Source organism: Echinicola soli (assembly GCF_006575665.1).
GTDB classification, from domain to species: domain Bacteria; phylum Bacteroidota; class Bacteroidia; order Cytophagales; family Cyclobacteriaceae; genus Echinicola; species Echinicola soli.
On sequence record NZ_CP041253.1, the window covers coordinates 2024683 to 2045880 of the forward strand.

At 42.5% G+C, this 21198-nt stretch carries 18 protein-coding genes; 15 read left to right on the plus strand and 3 right to left on the minus strand.

Features of this window, described 5'->3' with window-relative positions; translation table 11 throughout:
- Window positions 1-92: 92 nt before the first annotated feature.
- Both FKX85_RS08175 and FKX85_RS08180 read right to left on the minus strand, forming a co-directional pair.
- Window positions 93-3119, minus strand: coding sequence for an SbcC/MukB-like Walker B domain-containing protein (locus tag FKX85_RS08175; RefSeq protein WP_141614265.1), 3027 nt, complete (start codon window positions 3117-3119; stop codon window positions 93-95).
- 6 nt (window positions 3120-3125) lie between these two features.
- On the minus strand, window positions 3126-4346 hold the full coding sequence (locus FKX85_RS08180) for a metallophosphoesterase family protein (protein WP_141614266.1): 1221 nt from the start codon (window positions 4344-4346) through the stop codon (window positions 3126-3128).
- Between the two features lie 527 nt (window positions 4347-4873).
- Here FKX85_RS08180 and FKX85_RS21760 point away from each other — a divergent pair.
- Window positions 4874-5413 (plus strand): septal ring lytic transglycosylase RlpA family protein, encoded by a 540-nt coding sequence (locus FKX85_RS21760; RefSeq protein WP_141614267.1) that lies wholly within the window; start codon window positions 4874-4876, stop codon window positions 5411-5413.
- A 694-nt stretch (window positions 5414-6107) separates the two neighbouring features.
- On the opposite strand, the gene FKX85_RS08190 is transcribed toward FKX85_RS21760, so the two are convergent.
- Window positions 6108-7022 (minus strand): bestrophin family protein, encoded by a 915-nt coding sequence (locus tag FKX85_RS08190; protein ID WP_141614268.1) that lies wholly within the window; start codon window positions 7020-7022, stop codon window positions 6108-6110.
- Between the two features lie 754 nt (window positions 7023-7776).
- Between FKX85_RS08190 and FKX85_RS08195 the strand changes: the two genes are divergently transcribed.
- The 14 genes from FKX85_RS08195 (at window position 7777) to FKX85_RS08255 (ending at window position 21198) form a co-directional block, all read left to right on the plus strand.
- Entirely contained in the window at window positions 7777-8124 is a 348-nt protein-coding gene (locus FKX85_RS08195; RefSeq protein WP_141614269.1) for a LytTR family DNA-binding domain-containing protein, read from the plus strand.
- Complete coding sequence (locus tag FKX85_RS08200; RefSeq protein ID WP_141614270.1) at window positions 8093-9016, plus strand: sulfotransferase; 924 nt, start codon at window positions 8093-8095, stop codon at window positions 9014-9016. Before FKX85_RS08195 ends, FKX85_RS08200 begins: the two co-directional genes overlap by 32 nt.
- 240 nt (window positions 9017-9256) lie before the next feature.
- Window positions 9257-9388, plus strand: coding sequence for a hypothetical protein (locus FKX85_RS21765; RefSeq protein WP_262711628.1), 132 nt, complete (start codon window positions 9257-9259; stop codon window positions 9386-9388).
- A gap of 436 nt (window positions 9389-9824) precedes the next feature.
- Window positions 9825-11009, plus strand: a complete 1185-nt coding sequence (locus FKX85_RS08205; protein ID WP_141614271.1) for a 6-bladed beta-propeller — start codon at window positions 9825-9827, stop codon at window positions 11007-11009.
- Between the two features lie 552 nt (window positions 11010-11561).
- Window positions 11562-11810: a hypothetical protein gene (locus tag FKX85_RS08210; RefSeq protein ID WP_141614272.1), complete on the plus strand. Its 249-nt coding sequence runs from the start codon at window positions 11562-11564 to the stop codon at window positions 11808-11810.
- Between the two features lie 291 nt (window positions 11811-12101).
- Entirely contained in the window at window positions 12102-13661 is a 1560-nt protein-coding gene (istA, locus tag FKX85_RS08215) for an IS21 family transposase (protein WP_229239638.1), read from the plus strand.
- Between the two features lie 12 nt (window positions 13662-13673).
- Window positions 13674-14393, plus strand: a complete 720-nt coding sequence (gene istB, locus FKX85_RS08220) for an IS21-like element helper ATPase IstB (RefSeq protein ID WP_141614274.1) — start codon at window positions 13674-13676, stop codon at window positions 14391-14393.
- Window positions 14394-14513: 120 nt separating this feature from the next.
- The gene (locus FKX85_RS08225; RefSeq protein ID WP_141614275.1) at window positions 14514-15677 is read left to right on the plus strand and encodes a DUF4221 family protein; all 1164 of its coding nucleotides are present in this window, start codon (window positions 14514-14516) and stop codon (window positions 15675-15677) included.
- A gap of 11 nt (window positions 15678-15688) precedes the next feature.
- On the plus strand, window positions 15689-16075 hold the full coding sequence (locus FKX85_RS08230; protein WP_141614276.1) for a hypothetical protein: 387 nt from the start codon (window positions 15689-15691) through the stop codon (window positions 16073-16075).
- A gap of 397 nt (window positions 16076-16472) precedes the next feature.
- Window positions 16473-17264, plus strand: a complete 792-nt coding sequence (locus FKX85_RS08235; protein ID WP_141614277.1) for a hypothetical protein — start codon at window positions 16473-16475, stop codon at window positions 17262-17264.
- A 311-nt stretch (window positions 17265-17575) separates the two neighbouring features.
- Window positions 17576-17797 carry a hypothetical protein gene (locus FKX85_RS08240; protein ID WP_141614278.1) on the plus strand — a complete coding sequence of 74 codons (222 nt, stop codon included), beginning with the start codon at window positions 17576-17578 and terminating at the stop codon, window positions 17795-17797.
- A gap of 86 nt (window positions 17798-17883) precedes the next feature.
- On the plus strand, window positions 17884-19095 hold the full coding sequence (locus FKX85_RS08245) for a 6-bladed beta-propeller (RefSeq protein WP_141614279.1): 1212 nt from the start codon (window positions 17884-17886) through the stop codon (window positions 19093-19095).
- A complete protein-coding gene (locus FKX85_RS08250) occupies window positions 19082-19528 on the plus strand; it encodes a DUF1573 domain-containing protein (protein WP_141614280.1) in 447 nt (148 codons plus the stop codon). The genes FKX85_RS08245 and FKX85_RS08250 overlap by 14 nt, the downstream gene beginning before the upstream one ends.
- Before the next feature lie 587 nt (window positions 19529-20115).
- Entirely contained in the window at window positions 20116-21198 is a 1083-nt protein-coding gene (locus tag FKX85_RS08255; RefSeq protein ID WP_141614281.1) for a BF3164 family lipoprotein, read from the plus strand.

The window sequence follows — 21198 nt, forward strand, 5'->3', positions numbered from 1 at the left end:
TCAAGAGGTTTGTCCACCGCGGTGGTTTCCTCAATGCGATTGTCAACTTGAGTCCTTCGGCTAGCTTGGGGTTACAAATCCAGGCCAGCAAGTCAAAAAGAATAGGTTACTTGGCTGCCCTTTTCGGGATCAAGCTCGACTTGTGCGTACACGCCGATTTCCTGCTGCAATTCCTCAACGTGAGAAATTATACCAACGATCCTCTTTTCATGCCTTAGGGATTTGAGGGTTTCGAATACCGTTCTTAGTGCGTTTTTGTCCAGTGCCCCAAATCCTTCATCCAGGAAGAAAAAACTCTGGTCTGCGCGGTTCAGGGATTTTACTTTTTCGGCCAAGGCCAATGCCAGGCACAGTGAAGCTTGGAAGGTCTGGCCTCCGGACAGGGTTTTGAGCAGTCTTTTTTTGCCTCCGTTGAGGTGGTCTTTTACCCAAAAGGTATTGCTTTCATCCACTTCCAAGGTTAAGCTGTTTTTGGAAAGCTGCATGAAGCGGATATTGGCAGTTTGTACCAGCTCTTTGAGGTAAATGTTGGAAACGTATTTTACAAACCCGCTCCCTTGGAAGAGACCGTAAAGCTCTTTTAAGTTGTTTTCGCGGTTTTCTACCTGTTGATACTCTTTTTTTAAGTGTGCTTTTTCTTCCAGTTTGGTGTAGATTTCTTCAATGTCCTTTTGGAGAAGTGCGACACGCTTCTGGGTGCCTTCCAGGGTTGATTTTGCCGTTTGATATTCTTCCTGGGTGGCTATATACAGGGTTTGGTCAAATCCGGCGACAGCTTCATCTGCCTGTAATTCCTGTGTTTTGGCCTGCAAGATGTCACGCTGCTTGTCAAAGGCCTTGATTTCCTCTTCCAGTTTAGAAGGATTCAGCTGTTTGGCCAGTAGATCCTTGACGGCGGCTGCATTGGCAAAACTATGCTGTGATAAGGCCAGGGAAAGGGAATCATCAATTTTTTCTATCTTGGCCTTTACTTCTCCCAATCGGTCTTGATAGGTTTTTAAATTCGCCAAGTTGGTGGCTTGTTGTTGCCGGGTTTCGTTAAGGGCGTCCTGCGCCCTTGGTAAGTTTATTTCCAAGTCATCCAGGTACCGTTTTACCTTGGCAATGTCCTCGTCGATCTTGGTCGCATTTGCCTCCCTATATTTTTCCAACAAGTCTGGAAAATTCACTTCCCCAAGCTTGGTTTCGATTTTGGTCTGAAGGGTTTTTACCTGCTGGTCGGCTTCTTGGTATTTTGTCAGGTACTGTTCTGATTTGGCCAAAAATGCCTTTTGTTCTGCCAGTAATGATTTGAGCTGTTGCTGGAGCATTTTCTCCTTTTGAAGAGCTGTTTTGGCCGCTTTTAATTGCTGGTCAATGGCTATTATGCCGCTTTTTGCATCATTTTCTTTTAGCAAAGACTGGATGCGTTGCTGTACCTGATCGGCTTCCTGTTGTTTTTCAAGGTGGCTTTTCTGGGTGTTTTCCAACGTAATGTGCAGCTTTTCATAGCTAGCCTGCGCGGCGCGCAAAGCTTCCAGCCGATGGCCGAATTGCCGGATGGATTCATCCGTTTTTTCCAGCTTTTGTTCATCAAAATCATGCTCCAACGGCGAAGGATGCTCCAAGGCACCACAAAGTGGACATGCTTCCCCGGGCTTTAATTGGTGGGCATATTCAAATAGCCCCTGTTGTTGCAGGAGGTGTTCTCGTTCTTTTTGTACCTGCTGTAGTTTTTCTGTGGTTTTTTGGATGGCAGTGGTGAAATTGGCCTCTTGAAGACCGGCTTCTTGAAGGAGTTGGCTTTTGGCGGATTGTGCAGACTTGTCCTCTTCAGAAAGTCCTTTTAGCTGGCCGGAAAGGAGAGTGGATCTATCTTCCAATTGCCGGAGTTCCAGATAAGCCGCTTCCAGTTTACTGACCTGATCCATCTCGGGAACATCCAGTTGCTCCATCGCTTTTTCAGCTTGGTCTATTTGGAGTGCCAACGTGTCTTTTTGCTCTTGCTGGGTGCTGTTTTGCTGGGCAAGTTGCTGGAAGTCTTGCTGTAGGGCGGCTTTTTCCGCGGAGAGCTTGTTGAGTTCCTTGATTTGCAGCAGGTCGCGGATGCGCGCTTCTTTTTCACCTTTATTGCTGTAGTCCTGGTAGAGCTTTTGATAGCGGATGTTTTTTTCTTCGATTTCCTGCTCGAAGCGCCTCTTGAAACGCTCACAGTCGGTCACACTTATACGGTATTTTTCCAAGTCAATTTCCAGTTCTTGAAACTGATCGAGCAGAGGTTTTACATAGGTCAGCGCCTTTTGATATTGCTGGAGCAGGATCCGCTTTTGCTGGAATGACGGAAGCCGGTGATCGGATTCTTCCAGTTGTTTTTTGAGCTGGATAAGTTGTTCCGCCTTTTCCTTTACCGCCAGGATGCTGTTGAGCTGTTGTTCTTTTTGGGTGAGCAGTTGGGCCTCTTTCTTCTTTTGGGCAGTAAGCTGGTGTAATTGGGATTCGGATTCTTGGAGAGCGTCTTTGGTAAATACTGCCAGTCCTTCCAGCTGGGTTTCGAGTTTGATTTTCTTTTCCTTTTCTATCGAGAGCAGCTGCTTGGTTTTTCCGGCAAGGTCAAAGCGTTCCAGCCCAAAGAGTTCTTTCATCATTTCTGCACGGTCTTTGGGTTTTTGCTCGATAAACTCCCTGAATTTTCCTTGGGGAATAATGACCGTCTGGCGGAAATGGTCCATTTTCATACCTACTAGCGCTTCCCCTTTTGCCTCCAGCGGTAGCCAGCCCTCACTGGTCTTTTTATAAAATGTGTGGGTGGCCGGCTTTACATCATCAAAGTTCTTGGAATTTCTCTTGGCAATATAGGACGCCTTGTAGGTACATGTGTTGTTTTTACCTGCTTGGAATTCAAAGTGGATGGCGATGCCAGGGCTCTGGAGGTTGACCATGCTGTTTTTTTCGCCTTTGCTGGCCAGCCTTTCGGTAGTACCATAGAGTGCCAGCAAGATGGCTTCCAAAATGGAGGATTTACCACTGCCCACTGACCCGAAAATACCAAAAAGGCCGGCACCAGTAAGCTGGGTGAAGTCAATGGTCTGTTTTTCTTTATAAGAATATAATCCTTCAATTTCCAGTTTTACAGGAATCATATTTATTCAGTTTTGACTGATGATTTCGTTAAAAAGTGCTTTAATTTCTTCGTTGGGCTCCACCCCTTTGGTGTTTTGGTAGAAGCGGGAGAAGAGTATTCCCATGTCCTTGCCCAAGTCTTCGGCCTGTAAACCAGCGCTGTCCACGCCAAGTTCTCCGGTAAGCCGTGGAATAAGGTTTACAATGCCGTCATGGGCTTTCATGATGGTTTTGCGCGTTTCGGCATCGATGGACGTTTCCGTTTCATAAATGAGCTCCACAAAGCAATAAGGGTTTTCTTCCAGCCATGAAAGTGTATCGGCCAAATTGGAAAATGCTTTTTGATAAAGCGGACGCCCTTCCTTCAGGGCAATAGGATGGTATTGGACAGGCTTGCTGGGTTCAGCAGTTACCAAAACGACCTTTTTTTCTTGACCGGCTTCGCTGAAGCTATAGGCAAGGGGTGAGCTGCTGTATACTATAGGGCAAGGGTGTTTGTCCACGGAGTGGTAGCGGTGGAGGTGGCCCAGGGCAGCGTACTGGATGCTGTCCGGGATCAAATGGGTGTACAGCGCTTGGGTGCCGCCGACATGGAGTATGGGACGTTCGCTTTCGGGTTCTGCTTCGGGTTTTTCCCCTTCTTTCATGAAGAAAAAATGTCCCATAAAGAGGTTCACACCGGCATCATCACAATAGTCGTCTGCGAGATTTTGCCACTTTTTGCCCAAAACTTCCCGTAGAGCGGCTTCTTTATCCTCTTCTCCGAGGTAGGTTTTTAATAGTACTTCATTGGCGTAGGGAGCTAGGATGACGCGAACAGGAAAGTCGTATTGTGGCAATTTTAGTTCGACAAATCCAGGAGCCGACCGCGTGATCTGAAGTCCGCTGTCCAGCGTCCCCGTGGCGATCTCCTGATCGTATCTACTGTAAAAAAGGATACCCAATTCCCTTGCCAGCGGATCAGGTGCACTGATGAACTGTGTGCTGTCATGATTTCCGGAGATGGCTATAATGGGCCTTTTTCCGTCTTTGGAGAGTCTGCGAAGGGATTTGTACAGCAGCTCCACGGCCTCATGGCTGGGATTAAAGCTGTCAAAAATGTCTCCTGCCAACAATACCAAATCGACTTCCTCATGGTCAGCAATTGCGATCATCTCCTCTAATACCAGCTGTTGTTCGGGCAGCCTGGAATATTCCTGAAGGCGTTTTCCTAAATGCCAATCAGCTGAATGTAAGAGTTTTAACATATTTTAAAAAGGTCGTTTTTTTCGTTTTAATGGAAATCAGATTAAATTTAGGGGCTTAAAAATTGGTAAGCAAACCAAAAGGCGGTTCAAAGATGGGAAAAACTTAACACTTTCGTCACTGCGAACATAGTACAAAATATCATGGCCCGCCAGTCTGCTACCAAACAAGCATGTTTGGAGCCATAGGTAAGGAGGAACGACAAAGCATCTCCTTTGGAAGAAAAGATTGCTTCACTCCACCTCCGTTCCATTCGCAATGACGTACTGGAAACCGTCCCCGCGAACGCTATGGTAACGTAGTGCAGCAGTCCCGAGTCTTATCCCGTCACTGCGATCCTGTCTACAGCCATAGGCAGGGAGGAGCGACGGAGCGATCTCCTTTGGAAGAAAAGATTGCTTCACTCCGCTACCGCTTCATTCGCAACGTACTGGAACTATTTTAAGAAACGGAGATTTGAGGTCATTGCAATGACGCTTTATGATACTGATTAGAAAATTTGGCATTTAAATTGAATAAGCCGAAGCTTATGAAGAAAATAGTGTTTTTGTCCCTGTTGTTGAGTGCGTTAGCGCTCGGGGAGCTGTTTGCGCAGCCGCCCGTTTTGGGGGGGGATTCCACATTGGTCATTGAAAACGGGATTGCAAGTTATTATGGGAGATTTTTTCATAACCGGAAAACTGCCAATGGAGAGATCTTTGACATGGAAGGGATGACGGCTGCACATAAAAACCTGCCCTTTGGTACCATGGTGCGTGTGACGAATCTCCACAACGGCAAGCATATAATCGTAAAAGTAAACGACCGCCTTCCCCAAAACTCCAAAAGAACCATCGACCTGGCTAAAGGTGCGGCTCGAAAGCTGGGAATGATCCAGATGGGACTGGCCCCCGTGACCATCAGTGTGCTAAAGCACGAAAACATGGCCCGACTAATGGATTATTACGAAGATGATGTGCCCGGTAGTCTAAGGCTAAGAATGTATTATGAGCCCATAGCTGTAGAGAAAGATACGACTGTGATTTTTGCCTGGCCGGACTGGGAGGCTAGTTACGATAGCGGAGGCTGAATGGTTTTGTCTTACCCCCTAGCCCCCTAAAAGGGGGGAGCTGTTCCTTGGTCTAAGGCTATTTTTCATTGATTTAACAGTTCAGCCTTCAAACCTTAAAACTTTTAAACCTTTCCACCTTTCTTACCCCCTAGCCCCCTAAAAGGGGAACTGTCGCTTGATCTAAGGCTATCACTTATGGATTTAACAGTTCAACTTTCCAACCTTCCCCACTTTCAACATTAACACCTTCCACCCATTCTAACCCCCTAACCCCCTAAAAGGGGGGACTGTCGCTTAATCTAAGGCTATCACTTATGGATTTTACAGTTCAACTTTCCAACCTTCCCCACTTTCAACATTAACACCTTCCACCCATTCTAACCCCCTAACCCCCTAAAAGGGGGGACTGTCGCTTAATCTAAGGCTATCACTTATGGATTTTACAGTTCAACTTTCCAACCTTCCCCACTTTCAACATTAACACCTTCCACCCATTCTAACCCCCTAACCCCCTAAAAGGGGGGACTGTCGCTTAATCTAAGGCTATCACTTATGGATTTTACAGTTCAACTTTCCAACCTTCCCCACTTTCAACATTAACACCTTCCACCCATTCTTACGCCCTAGCCCCCTAAAAGGGGGAACTGTCGCTTGATCTAAGGCTATCACTTATGGATTTTACAGTTCAACTTTCCAACCTCCCAAACCGCCTCTACATCACATATTCATCATTGATAGGTCCGACTGGGTCAGGGATATGCTCTTCACGGATCATTTCAAGTAGGTTGATTTCGATGGTGCGGGTAATCTGGTTCAGCGGGATTCCGGTGGGGATAGGCTCAAAAGGATTTAAAATGGCCAGACCAATAAAGTGAATGGTGTGGAAAACATAGCCGATGATGGTGCCAAAAAGAATAGCTCGCCAGCCTACCGTAGGGGCTACTGCCAGTGTAAAGGCGATATTAAAGAGCCAAATAAAGGCTTTTGTATAGTAATTATAAGAGGTAGGGAAGACGGTGTTTTTGATCCGCTCCGCCTTGCCCATCTCATCACAAAACCGCGTGATCTCCCTGTTGAGTTCCAGGAATTCAAAGCCATCGATAAGCTTTTCCTTCCGCCAAGTCTTCAGTTCCATGGTTTGGAGACTGAGAATGGCATTGTGTTTATTGCTTTCGTTTTCGATGATATCGATATCGCTTTGGATGAGGTACTTTTTGTACTCACTATCGTCGGTGCCGCGTAGTTTTTCTTTTAGGGCATATAGAAAGGCAATGTGTCGTTTGATGGCATATTCTTTCATCAGTTGCAAATGTTGGCCTTTTATATGGTCATTGGGAACGGGAAATTGGAGGACATGTCTGGCCCAAGTGCGGGAGCTGTTGACTATGGCTCCCCAGATTTTTCGGGCTTCCCACCAGCGGTCATAGGACTGGTTATTATTAAAACCAATAAAAAAGGCCAGTGCAGTACCCAGGATGGTGGGGATGATGGATGGCATTTCGAAGCGATACTGGATAAAGTACCAATAGAAAAAGTAAGCTGTCGAGCAGGTCACGGTCACCAAAATCGTATTCTTCCAGGTTCCTCTGATAATGCGGCTTAACCTGATGTCATTGGTAATGATCATGATAAAAATCTTCTTTTGTAATGTGAACAATTTACGAAAAAGTTGGTGGAAACAAAGGGCATTGCAAATGCCATGGTTGGTTTCGCCTAGAACGGCAACTTATGAGACAGCCTGAAAAGTGTGATGGTTAGGTGGTTGATTCCTGTTTTGGATAGAAAAAGTCCAGGTCGTTTAAGTAATTTATATGTTTTATCGGTAATTATAACACGCTTATGGTGTTTATTGATATAAAAAAGTAATATAACAAAATAAACTTTGCTTTATTTATTTTATTTGATTTAATTATAACTATAAATACAGTTAAAGCCAAGAGTTTTATTGTAGTACGGAGTGAAAGAGAGGAATTAAAAATGCTCCGTTCGGTTTTCTCTCGTTGCAAACGAGGGGAATAGTAGAGGATTAAGAAAAACTTAACTTTCCAAATTAAGATCATTTTGTTTTACTGTCGTCCGACTAAATTTCACATACGCTGAAAAAGTAGGTTTAAACGAAAATAGAAGGGGTTTTTTCGATTTCCTAAAACTACCCCGTCCTCTGAAGGGGTGATCAGAAAGTCCCCTTTAGGGGATTTAGGGTGGATTTTGACGAATTTCCTTCGAAAGCATAATCTTTACCCGGACGCCAATGATTTTGCTTTGAATAGTGTTTTATGAAATTCTCATAAAGTAGGTGTTGCTTCTATTTAAAATAGCCGTAGTTGGGTATTTACTACTTTTTTTTGTAGTGAAATCAGTCTACTCCAAAACTAGAACGTATGGAATATCTTTTTTTGAAAAATGAGACGGAGACAGCGAACATCCCCATGGATATGATTATTTCACTTGAGGTGAAGGATTATTATTTGGTCTGTCACACCGTTTGTGGCCGGGATTTTTGCTGTAGTAAGTCACTAAATAAAATAGAAGGGGAACTCCCCTCTCACTTTATACAGATCAATAGGAATATTATCGTGAACTTACAAAAGGTACAATTGCTCAATTTTAAGGAAAGAACCATTTATATGAACGGACAATTGGCCTATCAGATGGCGATCAGGAGAATGAAAGCAATTCGCAAAGCAATCAATGAATATGAATCAGATAGATACGATATTGGCAGATAAGCATTTCCTCCCGGAGGACGGTATAGTGATCTTTGCGGATGCACGGAGCGGAAGCACTTGGCTAATGGAGCTCCTCGGTCATATCCCCGGTTCCATTATCAATTGGGAACCGCTACATAAGGAAAGGGGAGTCGTTCCTGTCAATTTTAATTGGGGAGACCGTCCCTATATTCCCTTGGATGATACGCATGAGGCATACCAAGATTGTATCAGGGATATATTATCCCTCAGAAAGTACTCAGACTGGACGATTGGCAAGAATTCACCGGAAGGCTTGGTAAAAGGTAAGATCGTCCTGACCAAGTTTGTCCGGGCCAACTTGCTGATCCCATGGATGTGCCAACAGGTCAAGTTCAAGCATAAACCTTTGTTACTGATGAGGCATCCTATAGACACCTGTCTTTCCCAGCTTAGGGCATTTGGAAGTAGAACCAATGATTATGGTGAAATTCCGTCGGGTATTAACAATGCCCGTTTCACACACCATAGAAAAATGATGAAACAAGCCCAAAATGATTTGGAGTATAAGATCGTCCTTTGGTGTATCAATAATATGCCGATTTTGGAGAATCCATGCTTAGGGGATTGGGTGGAAGTGGTCTATTATGAAGACCTGATCATCGATCCCCGGAAGCAACTCCGTTCGATTTTAGGACGGATCATTCCCTACGTACATATTCCAGAAGTAATGTCACTCATTCCATTAAGGGCTCCCAGCGAGACAAATTTACATGGAGGACTGGAAAACAGTCCTGTAAAACAACTTTACAAAAATATTGATGCCATTGGTTATAGCCAAAAGGAGCGGATTCAGATCATTTTTGACCACTTTGGATTAAAGCTATACGATGCCTTTGGGCCTTATAGAACCTGTAGTAAATTGTCTTTGTGATGGATCTAAACTTGGTATTACTTAAAAAACAGTAATTAACGCCGTCCCCTGAGCGGAGCCGAAGGGTAGCGGAGTGAAGCAATCCCGTCCGCCCAAACCGTCTTTGCGACAACCGGGGGAGGAAGCAATCTCGTTTTCTTAAGACGGGACTGCCGCGTTCCCGATAGCCTCCGGGACAAGCTGTACCTCCCTGCCTATGGCACCAGACAGGCCTGCCTATGGCTTCAGACAGGCCTGCCTATGGCTTCAGACAGGCCTGCCTATGGCACCAGACAGGCCTGTTTGGCACCAGACAGGCTCGCAGTGACGGGAAGGGGCTCGGAATTGCTTCGTTCCCGAGCTATCGGGACAGGCTATACTTCCCCCTTCTAAAAAGGGCGTGGCAATCTCCATGAAAGGAAAACTACCCCGTAAGTCTTGCTTTGTGTCCTGTTTGGCTTCAAACAAATTCACAGAGTTGGTTTGAAAATATAATCTGAGGTTTCACGCTCACGGGTTATTATGGTACACTTTTCCTTTGGTGTTGGTTTATTCTATTAGGTAAAGGCTGTAAATCAATCTTTTAATGCTACAGCTTACGTTGGGGGGAATTGCTCAGAACGTGCTCTGTGAATGACCCAAATGGTGGCGGTGTTATTATGACCGGAAATACCTGCGGAAGCGGAAATGATAGATGTATTGACAATGACTGCACCACGGGGGGAGGAACAGTAGTTCTTTAGAGCAGTAGCCTAAAATTGAATCCTAGAAGGCCAATTTATTGGTTAAATGGCCTTCTAGGGTTATGAATCTAAATAAAAATTAAGTTATGACTAAATCAGTCTTGTTTCTAGGAGCTTTTGTTTGCTTTTTTAGTTGTGGAGGTAGTAAAGAGATTAAAGATGATGTAATATTATCACCAGATTATAAGGAGTTGAAAATTGCGGAAGGATTGAATGAATTCGAAAGCAGTTTCGAAGCTATTTTTGAGGAAGTTTCATTTATACCTATTGATTTAACGGATTCCCTGTACCTGGCCTCCATTGACAAGATGGAAATTGGCAAAGACAGGATGTTTTTACTGGATAAAAAACTCTCCCAGTTGGTAATATGTGGATTGGATGGCAATTTGGAAAGGAAGGTCGGTAAATTGGGGTTTGGCCCTTCGGAATTTCAGGAGATAAGTGATTTTGTTTTAGACGGGGATGGAAAGCATGTAAAGATATTTTCCAATGATGATATGTCCTTTTATACTTTTTTGACAAAGAGCGGGGCTTTTCTTGAAAAGAACAGGATAAACGCTTACGGGGAAGGTTTTGAAAAGGTAGCGAATGATCAGTATCTGTTTTATCTAAATCATAATATAAGTGATAAAAGCGGGGCATATAATATTCTGTTACTGGATAAGGAAGGAAATGTGATCAAAAGATTTTTTCCATTTGATCCCGATAAATCAAATATGATGGTAACATATTCAGGTTTTTTGAAAAATAGTGGCGGACATGTGTTTTTCTCACCGCCTTTCCATAATGAAATATTTCGATATGATTCGAATTTGATGGAATTCCAAAAAGTGCTCCAATTGGATATCAATAGCAAGTATATAAATGAAAACCAAGATGATTTCCAAAAGATAGCCAATACAAGGGTCATAGTGGAAGACCTGACCACCAGGTTTTTGGGGGAATCAGTTTTTAAAAACGATGATTTTATAGTGTTTACCTACCACTATAGGGCTCAGAGGAGGATAGGAGTATATAATTTAAAGCAACAGGCATTAAAATGTTTTGCCAAATCGGTGGAGGACCCGATATTTAAATTGGCAGGAAAACCTTTATATATTGATAGTAACAATAATGTTTATTTTGAGGTGTCCACAGATCAGGTAAATACTGTAAAGGATAATGCACCTAAACTGTACAGTTCCTTGACTCCTGAAACAAAAAGCATGTTTGAGTCAAATGGGGAGAGTATAAGCTACTATTTATTGAAAGCAAAACTAAGAGATTTGTGAAATCAATCTATGAAGTAGGTAGTGGTCTGTGTAGGATTTGTATATCAAGGAACATTTTAAAATACTGTGGGCCGACTAAATTTCACATAGGCCGAAAAAGTAGGTTTAAACGAAAATAGAAGGGTTTTTTCGATTTCCTAAAACTACCCCGTCCTCTGAAGGGGTGATCAGAAAGTCCCCTTTAGGGGATTTAGGGTGGATTTTGACGAATTTCCTTCGAAAGCATAATCTTTACCCGGACGCCAATATTTTAAAATGTCAATAAAAGACAAATTATAAACTGTATCCATCTGAACACTTCCTTTCAGATCAACTATAGGGCTAATAAATGGCAAAAGCGCATCCATCCTTTATTTTTCCGGTTTAGAGGATTCGTTTTACATTGATGATATCCTTTATTCCTTCATGGAGGCAGGTGTCATGATAAGAAAATCAACGCTCACGAGTTGAGACACGACCTTCACGGGTTATTATGGTACACTTTCCCTTTGGTATTGGTTTGTTTTATAGGTTAAGGTTGTAAATTAATATTTTAACCAAAACCAATTTAAAATGAAAAAGAAAAGAGTATTGCCAAGAGTTTTAATGGCTGCGAGTGTAACTGCCATGGGAGTTGGTGTATTTCAAGTTTTTGATGCAGAGGCACAGACGACTGGCGGGGGGTGGCATTGTGAAGAAGTTAGTCCTGGCACTTGGGTTTGCGACAATGAGGATGGCGAATCTGTTGGCTGGCATGACAGTACGCCACAAGGTGACGGATCCTGCAAAGGTGCCCCGAACGGTTGTAGGATAGTGTTTTAATACCAGGGGACAAACCATATCCCCTGCTTTACTGGATATTCCGGAGCATGTTGACCCCATGATCCGGGAATGAACCGGAGGTTGAAAAGTGGCTTAAGCGGCTGTTTTCAACTGCCATTCCGGCGGATGCTGACCCCCTAAAGTAATATTTCAGCAATAATTCCGGAGCATATTGACCCCTCTGTTGTCAGATTCCGGAACATATTGCCCCCTCATAATGCTGGTTTTGGTTTTTTAGCGGATGATTTATATACCACTAACCGTGATCCAATGGCAGGAAAACCAAAACCAATGAGTCAGATAAAACAATTGATCATTCTCAACAAGCAGGGCAAAGGGATCAAGACCATTGCCCGAATGCTTGGCATGAGCAAGAATACCGTAAAAGCCTACCTGGTCAAGCTGGAAAAGCTGCTGGGGCAGACAGGTACGAGCCTAACCATAGATGATCTGCTCGCCCTTGAAGAGCCGGAGATCCATTCCCGTTTCCATCCTGGCAACCCTTCCTATAAGGATCCCCGGTACGATCATTTTAAAATGCGTCTTGAATATTTTCGTAAAGAGCTGAAGCGTACCGGGGTTACCAGGGCACTTTTATGGGAAGAATACAGACAGTCCCATCCGGATGGTTACAGCTACTCACAGTTCTGCCATCACCTTGACCAGCATGATCTTGCCCGATCAAAACCAACTATGGTACTTGATCATCAGCCCGGGGAAAAGCTTTATATTGATTTTGCCGGCAAAACGATTGACTACATAGACCGGGAAACCGGAGAAGTCATTTCCTGCCAGTTTTTTGTGGCCTGCCTGCCCTGTTCGGACTATGCTTTTGCCATGGCCGTGCCCAGCCAGCGTATAGCTGATTTTCTCCATGCCCTGGCCTGCTGCCTGGAACATTTGGGCGGAGTCCCTTCCCTGCTGGTCCCTGACAACCTGAAGTCAGCAGTGAACAAGGCCGACAAGTACGAACCGGATATCAACCGGGCACTGGAAGACTTTGCCAATCATTACGGTACGGCTGTCCTGCCGGCAAGGGTCAGAAAGCCTCAGGACAAGGCCCTGGTCGAGAACCAGGTCAACATGCTCTACTCCAGAGTATATGCCAAGCTGAGGAACATGCAGTTCTTTGACCTTTATGCACTCAACCAGGCCATTAAAATGCGGATCAGGGCACATAACCAGACACGGATGCAGCGCAAGCCCTACTGCCGGGAAGAGAAGTTTTTGGCCGATGAAAAACCCCTGTTGGGAAAACTTCCCGAGGACCGGTTTGAGCTACGGTACCATGCCTTGCTGACTGTGGCAAAAAACAACCATGTTTACCTGGCAAGGGACAAGCAATATTACAGTGTCCCGTATACCCTTATTGGCAAGAAAGTGAAGGTAGTCTACACCAGGTCTATGTTCTATGTGTACCATGAAGGTAAAAAGGTAGCCGTCCATGCCAGAAGCACCAAGGGCGGCTATTCTACCGTTGAAGACCATCTGTGTTCCCAGCACAGGCATTACAGGGATAGGAGCCCTGAATACTACCGGGAGCTTGCCCGTAAAAAATCAGCAGTTCTTTATCAATATGTATCCTTGCTGTTTGAGCAGAACCGGTATCCCGAGCAGCTTTACAGAACCTGTGATGGCTTACTGGCCTTAAGCAGGAAGTCCGACCCGGATACCTTTGACAGGGCCTGCAAAATAGCCATGGATCACCAGGTCTATTCTTATGGGTTTATCAGGAACATCCTTGAAAACAACATGGCCTATGAACAGCCCGATACTACACAAAAAGCCCTGCCCAAACACGACAATGTCCGGGGCAAGGAATATTACGACCAACAGAAACTCCAATTTTAACACTTAATGAATATGAATCAGATCGAAGCACAAATGACCAGGCTTAAACTGCACGGCATGTCCAAAACATGGACAGCCCTGAAGGAAACCCGCAAAACCCAAAACCTCACGTTGACAGAAGGCCTTGAGATGATGCTCCAGGCCGAGGAGCAGGAAAGGGACAACAGGAGGTTCAGAAGGCTGGAGTCCAATGCCGGATTCAGGTATAAGGCCTCCCTGGAAGAACTCAAGCTTGATAAAACCAGGGGGTTGGACGATATGGTGCTGGCATCCCTGTCCACCGGAGACTACATCACCAAAGGGGAATCGGTGCTGATAACAGGGGCCACCGGCTGTGGTAAAAGTTACCTCGCATCCGCACTGGGACACCAGGCCTGTATCCAAGGGTTCAAGGCCGCCTATTTTAATACCCAGAAACTGATGCTCAAAACCAAGATGGTAAGGCTGGAAGGCACCGCTATCAAGTTCTTTGACAAGTTGGCAAAAGCCGACCTGCTCATCATGGATGATTTTGGGCTCACACATCTGGAAAAACAGCATCAGATGGACTTTATGGAGCTCATTGAGGACCGGCACGGGAAGAAATCCACCATCATCGCAAGCCAATTGCCCGTATCCAGCTGGTATGAGGTGATTGGAGAAGAAACAATTGCCGACGCTATTCTTGACAGATTGGTACACTCATCATACAGAATCGAACTTAAAGGTGAAAGTCTAAGAAAAAAAATGTAAAATTGTCATACCATTGGATTCACAGGACCAAACCAACTTTTAGAGGGGTCAATATCCCCGGAGAGGGGTCAGTATCATCCAGAATATCCAGCTTTACTTCAATATTAAGTTTGAAACCATATGATTTATATATTTATGCGAAACAGTTTTTTTTTGGTACTATTATTTCTAACAATATCGTGTAAACGGAAGACACAAGAAGGGTTTGGGGGAATTGATATTGAAGGAGATGACGTTCTAAATAAAACAGGGAGTTTTAGTCTCCATTTGGATGAATTTGCAAGCTATGAAATTTTCAGTCACCAAGTTGTCCCTGAGAGAAAGAAAGAGAAGCTTTATGTGTTGAACAAGCAAAACAGATCGCTGGACATTTATGATTTAGAACTTGGTCAATTGGAAAAGAGGATAGAGATACCTTCCGAAGGCCCCGGTGGGATAACAAACCCTTATGGTTTTTTTGTTCATAATAGAGACTCGATCTTTGTTTTTGTCCAAGGTACCTTTAAAAACACTCAATTATTGAATGCTCAGGGGGAACTAACAAGGACTTTCACTCCGGAAAATATTGGGGATTTTAGGTTTGGTTTGATTAATCATGCTTCTGTCCCCAGTACTCCCAGCTATTATATGGCCGGAAAAATATATTTTGGAGAGTATGGCCTTTATTCTTCCAATGACCCGGAGAATTTTAACCGCTCAGTCAAAATGGCCGGGGAATATGACCTGCTATCCGGAAAGGTTGAAATGTACCGCGGATTTGGCTTTCCGGCAAGCTATCTGGGGAGGGCATGGAACGAATATCATTCGGTGTATTCCAGGGTACTGAACAAAGACCGGGAATGGGCAGTGTCTTGGTCTGGTTTGGATTCTATATTGGTTTATGATTCGGATTATCGGCTTGTGGAGTCCCGAGTAGCAAAAAGCAACTACTTAAGCAGCTTCTCCCCTCCAAAAAAAGGAGAGACTTTAAGAATTGCAATTGAAGAAGGCGGGTATATCCGTTTACTTTATAGCCCCTATTTGAACTGTTATTACCGGATAGTGAGACACGGAAGGGAGTTCGACGCCAAATATGATAGAGATGTTAATGCCTTTGATCGGTCTGATTTCAGTATTATAAAGCTGGACAGTTCTCTTAATGTGATTTCTGAAACAAAATTTCACGGGGGTGTATATAATTTGTTTTGTGTGTTTGTTTCCAATAGGGGCCTGTGTTTGCCCAGGAATAGTTATTGGAATCCTGATCTTAAAGAAGAACTGTTGAAAATCGATGTGTTCCACTGACCAATGAGGCGATGCATTTTGCAAATAATTTTATGGGCGGTTTTTTTTCGTGCCGGAGCCATGTCAGTCTGGAAAGAAGCTTGGAAAGCTTGAAACTGAAGCACAATATCGAAAGCGATACATTTTTGGTAGTTAATTGGGACCATTGCCATTCCTGCCGTTATGTTTATCCTCGCATGATTGAAAGGTATCTCTCTCTGCAGGATATTCAAGTCATCGCCATATCGAACCAGATTAAAAAGGTATTTACACAACTTTGTGCAGGGGAAATATTAATGATGAGACCTGAAGAGATGATGGAATACGATATTTACCCTATAATTCCTACCCTGTATATTATATCAGATAGCGGGAAAGTAGAACTGCTGGAAGTTGACCTAAGTGAATATGGAAAATAATCCGGATAAGAGCAGGTTGTTTATCTCATGTTGTCAGTGTAAATCAAATATAATAATGACATCTATGAACGCCTATTAGATGAAACATATATTGAAAAGACAGAATTTAAATACGTATAGACAACAACCGTAATGATATTCAGACAACGGGCACTGGCAGTTTTGGCCACAATCATGTTTTTGGCGAGGTGCAGTCAACAAAAGGAGGATTTCTCTGAAAATAATTGTACTCCAATAATAGATTCTGTAAACATTTCTGCAATTATAGAGAAACCTGAATATTTTCGTTTTAATTTTGAGGGGGGGGTATAAAGATGGTGTTTTCTACGTTCTTGTGGATATGCTGGGTGACTTTTATGCGATTGAAAAAAATGGGAATATACTTTGGGAAAAGGCTTTGAATAAGGTTTATGGAAGAAACAGTGAGCCAGGACCAAACATTCTCGTGACATTTACCGAAGATTTTCATATTGGAGATAAGGGAATTTTCTTTTTGCAAAGTGATAATTCCATTCATGAATGTGACATGGATGGAAACCTCGTAGCAAAACATAAAATCAACAGTTCAGAAGAGGGTAATGCCGTGTCAATGTGCCGGTTTACTGATCATGAGATTGTACTACTTTGGTATGATACCTATAAGAATTCACAATATGCCATAGTCCTTTTCAATATAAAAAAAGGGACGTCCAAAACCATCTTTAAAAAGAAACTTGAGTATCCAAGCTATAAAACACAAATGGAGGTTCACCATGGGAAGGTATACCTGTTTGAGGATATTAGTGATTCGGTGGTGGTCATTGATAAGAAGGGAAAGAAAATGGAATCTGTTAAACTGCCCAAAAGTCCTTGGAAGAACTATGAGGTGCATAATAGGGCGGAGGACAAAGATATTTCATTTTATAGGTCCTTGAGCAAGATTGAAAAAGCCAAATATATCAATGACAGTTTTGGGGACGTAACCATAACAGATAACGGTCATATTTATTTATTACATCACCTATACCAGAGAGATTCCATATCTTTTCCGTTCAAAGAACTTGTGTCAGTGTTTCTTCCGGATAAAACACTCCGTGATGTTGAGTTCGATCATCATATCCTTAACTTGGACAATCACGGGAATTATTTTTCCATTGTTCGCCATGAAGAAAAATCCTTTCTTAAAATATCACCCATTTTAATAAAGTAAAATGTATAGCACAGTGACTTATCTTCATCTCAACACCTCATTTACTGACCACTTGGGAATAAGGGAAGGCAAAAGCGCATCCATCCTTTATTTTTCCGATTTAGAGGATTCGTTCTATGCCGATGATATCTTTTACTCCTTCATGGAGGCAGGTGTCATGATAAGAAAATCAACGCTCACGAGTTGAGACACTACGTTCACGGGTTATTATGGTACACTTTCCCTTTGGTGTTGGTTTATTTTATAGGTTAAGGCTGTAAATCAATATTTTAACCAAAACCAATTTTAAAAATATAAAAAAGAAAAGAGTATTGCCAAGAGTTTTAATTGCTGCGAGTGTAGCTGCCATGGGAGTTGGTGTATTTCAAGTTTTTGATGCAGAGGCGATGACTACAGGCGGAGGTTTGGAATATGTCCCGACAAAATGTGTAGCGGTCCATCCAGATGGGTCTGAGGACGATTTGGGTCCTTCCAATGATTGTACGGATGGGGATTCTAATTGTCAGGACAATGATTGTAGCAGGTTTATGTAATCGCCTGAATAAAGAATTTCCTTTTATGGCCACCTGTCAAAATGGTGGCCTTTTAATATGGTGTTGAATTTTATGATAATTTTAAAATGAAAAGATACTTTGGAGCTGTTTTGTTTTTTTCAGTCATAATAGCCTGTTCATCCCCTACGGAAAAGTATGGAAATGTAGGTGGTGATATAAGGTACGTGGATATATCCGATTCTTACGCCACTGACAGTCTGGTTTCCATGTATGATCTGGTAACAATTGAGGAATTCGTACAATTAGGGGATGAAGAGGAGTTTTTTTTGACAGGGGCAAAAAAAATCGAAGAGTGGGGAGGCAAGTATATACTTCTCGACCCAAACAAGCAGTTGGTAGTGGCTTTTGATAAAGAAGGCAGGTTTGTCTCGCCCGTAGGCAACAAAGGCGAAGGCCCGGGCTATTACCGAGGTGCGACGGATTTTGTAATCGATAGGGAAAGGGGACGTATTATCATCTATTCCAGGGGCGACCAGGCCTTACTTGAATTTAATCAGCAGCTTGAATTTGTGCGACAGGTAAAACTGGGCTTTTTTGCCTATGACATGTCCCTTTTGGAATCGGGCAATCTGGCCTTTTATCTTAGCATGAATGGTGAGAGGGACGGAGGGGGCAATATATGGATATGTGATACCGAAGGAAAGATATTGGAAAAGCGAATGGAGTATCCTGAAGGGAAGAAGTATTATCCCTTTGATTACACGGGGTTTTTAAAGAACGGCTACTATACCTACCCGCTATCTTCCAGAATTTATCGGCTGGGGGAGAATGATAAACCTGATGAACAGGTTATGGAAATACGGATTCCGGGAGGAATTGGAGAGGATGAAATTTTTGAACATGAAAAGTACCTCCAACAAGGATACACTGATTTTGTAAATCAGAAAGCGATCTTAAACCAATTTGAAATAGGATTAGAGGGGAAGGAGTTAATTTTTAATTATGATTTTAAATATGAAGGAAAGAGGTTTGTAGGTACGGGATTTTTAAATATGTCAGGGCAGGTCTTTAGCCATAAAAACCTGAAAGAGACTTTAGATGGAGATTGGTTCTCAAAGGCTTTTTTTACAGTAAGACATTTTCCGGATTTCTGTCAAGCAACAAATTTTTTCTATTCAGTATCCAATAATGATATTCTGTCCAGGTATCTTAAAAAAAATAAAGAGGAGATTGACGGTATCGATACTCCGTTGACTGGAATTCTAAAAAAAGTTAGTTCAGAAAACAATCCTGTCATCATTAAATTCAGGCTTAAGGAGAAATATGAAGCCAAATAAAACGGATATCTGGATCGTAGTAGTGAGCTTGGTGATGGGCGGGGCCATGGGGCTTTATTATGATGACATAAAAAGGTTGTATCGGAGCAAGGATACCTCGAACCCCTACACGGTCATTGGGGTACTGGAAAAAGAGATAGACTTGGGGACAATCGCACAGGGTCAGGAAGCGAAGGCCTTCTTTGGACTGGTAAACAAAGGGGATGAGCCGTTAGTAATTAGCAGGGTGGAAACTACCTGTCACTGTACCCAAGGGGCATTTCAGCTATTGCCCACAGCGTCTGGGGATACGGCGTTTGTCGAGGTGGTGTATGACAAGCATGCTCCCGGTTTTTTTTACCAGGATGTCCGTATTCACGGGAATTTTGAAAAGTCCCCGTTAGTAGTAGGTTTTATGGGGCGTGTCGAATTTGAGCAAGGCAATGGCAAGTAATACGACATGGTGTAAAAACATAGGGGAATATCTCCACCTGAACACTTCCTTTTCAGACCATTTAGGGCTGGAAAGTGGCAAAAGCGCATCCATCCTTTATTTTTCCAGTTTAGAGCGTTCGTTTTATGCTGATGATATCTTTTACTCCTTCATGGAGGCAGGTGTCATGATAAGAAAATTAACGCTCACGAGTTGAGACACTACGTTCACGGGTTATTATGGTACACTTTCCCTTTGGTATTGGTTTATTTTATAGGTTAAGGTTGTAAATCAATATTTTAACCAAAACCAATTTTAAAAATATAAAAAAGAAAAGAGTATTGCCAAGAGTTTTAATGGCTGCGAGTGTAGCTGCGATGGGGGTGGGAGTTTTCCAGACTTTTGATGCGGAGGCACAGACAACTGGAGCAGGCACAATGTGTTGTGCTTTTGATGGAGATGGTTGTTTTGATGAATTTGGATTTTTTTATCCAGAAGATGTTATGGTTGATAGGGAATTCCCAGGAGACACGTGTACAAATCATCAATAGGGTAGATTGGAGCGATGTAATTCGCTACAATATTTTAATTAACTTATATTATTAAGTATGTATATCGCCAGATTAAGCTTTAGTTTATCTATCCTCTTAATTTCTTTGTTGTCATGTTCACATAAAAAAGAGAGGTTTCATAAGACATTTTCTTTTGAATCAATATCAGATGTGAAATCCTTGAAAGGGGTTAAGTACGAATTTGTTGAACTGATAAACCCCAAAAAGATAGAGTTAAAAAATGAATTCCTAATAATAGGAGAAAGTAGAAGAATTGATGATTATAATTTTCCGATACACATTATTGATAAAGTAAAAATGAGGTATTTTTCAGGAAAAGGAAAAATAGGGTTTGGGCCTGGAGAAATATCAGATGCCTATGGAATTGATGTAAGTGGGAAAGACAGTATGCTGTGGGTATATTCAGCACTTGAAAAGCGATTTTCTAAGTTTAATATATATGATCAAGAGCAACTTTCGAAGTATCAGATTAAACAAGACGAGAACTTTTTTATGGCTACGGCAATGGCATGGAGTTCAGATAGTTCTGTGGTATGTCGGATGGCCAATGATCCAAACATATTTGTAGAGTTTAAAATAGATGGGACAAGGTTAGCAGGTTATGGGTCTTGGCAGAATTTAGAAGTTGGTAAGGATCTAAACGATTTTAATAAGGGACAACTAAATCATGGTTGGTTCAAAGGAAATAGAGCAAAGAATATTTATGTCAACGCTGGATATAATCGTGACCATATTGAAATTCTTCATAAAAGAAATGGAGAAATATATACCATGGATGGCCCTAGAAATGAGATTCCTAAATATCAGTTTGTTTCTGGAGGAAAAGGAAGATTAAACAACGTAATTATAGATGAAGATAACCCAAAAGCCTACAGGGATATCTGTATTGGAGCCAATTATATTTATGGGTTATATTCTGGGTATACTAGAAAAGAAATATTGCGTGAAGGTAAATATGCCAATGATATCTTTGTGTTTAGTTTTGAAGGAGATATAATAGATCATTACAAAACTGACATATCTTTAAGTGCTTTTACTGTCGATGATAAATCAGGGAAAATTTATGGAATTACTGTGGATGAAAATCCAGGTATTGCTGTTTTTAATATGCCTAATTAA

Bases quoted from the DNA above. Each gene is read 5' to 3' on its own strand.
- FKX85_RS08175 (WP_141614265.1), bottom strand. From the start codon at position 3,119: ATGATTCCTGTAAAACTGGAAATTGAAGGATTATATTCTTATAAAGAA.
- FKX85_RS08180 (WP_141614266.1), bottom strand. From the start codon at position 4,346: ATGTTAAAACTCTTACATTCAGCTGATTGGCATTTAGGAAAACGCCTT.
- FKX85_RS21760 (WP_141614267.1), top strand. From the start codon at position 4,874: ATGAAGAAAATAGTGTTTTTGTCCCTGTTGTTGAGTGCGTTAGCGCTC.
- FKX85_RS08190 (WP_141614268.1), bottom strand. From the start codon at position 7,022: ATGATCATTACCAATGACATCAGGTTAAGCCGCATTATCAGAGGAACC.
- FKX85_RS08195 (WP_141614269.1), top strand. From the start codon at position 7,777: ATGGAATATCTTTTTTTGAAAAATGAGACGGAGACAGCGAACATCCCC.
- FKX85_RS08200 (WP_141614270.1), top strand. From the start codon at position 8,093: ATGAATCAGATAGATACGATATTGGCAGATAAGCATTTCCTCCCGGAG.
- FKX85_RS21765 (WP_262711628.1), top strand. From the start codon at position 9,257: ATGGCTTCAGACAGGCCTGCCTATGGCACCAGACAGGCCTGTTTGGCA.
- FKX85_RS08205 (WP_141614271.1), top strand. From the start codon at position 9,825: ATGACTAAATCAGTCTTGTTTCTAGGAGCTTTTGTTTGCTTTTTTAGT.
- FKX85_RS08210 (WP_141614272.1), top strand. From the start codon at position 11,562: ATGAAAAAGAAAAGAGTATTGCCAAGAGTTTTAATGGCTGCGAGTGTA.
- istA (WP_229239638.1), top strand. From the start codon at position 12,102: ATGAGTCAGATAAAACAATTGATCATTCTCAACAAGCAGGGCAAAGGG.
- istB (WP_141614274.1), top strand. From the start codon at position 13,674: ATGAATCAGATCGAAGCACAAATGACCAGGCTTAAACTGCACGGCATG.
- FKX85_RS08225 (WP_141614275.1), top strand. From the start codon at position 14,514: ATGATTTATATATTTATGCGAAACAGTTTTTTTTTGGTACTATTATTT.
- FKX85_RS08230 (WP_141614276.1), top strand. From the start codon at position 15,689: ATGCATTTTGCAAATAATTTTATGGGCGGTTTTTTTTCGTGCCGGAGC.
- FKX85_RS08245 (WP_141614279.1), top strand. From the start codon at position 17,884: ATGAAAAGATACTTTGGAGCTGTTTTGTTTTTTTCAGTCATAATAGCC.
- FKX85_RS08250 (WP_141614280.1), top strand. From the start codon at position 19,082: ATGAAGCCAAATAAAACGGATATCTGGATCGTAGTAGTGAGCTTGGTG.
- FKX85_RS08255 (WP_141614281.1), top strand. From the start codon at position 20,116: ATGTATATCGCCAGATTAAGCTTTAGTTTATCTATCCTCTTAATTTCT.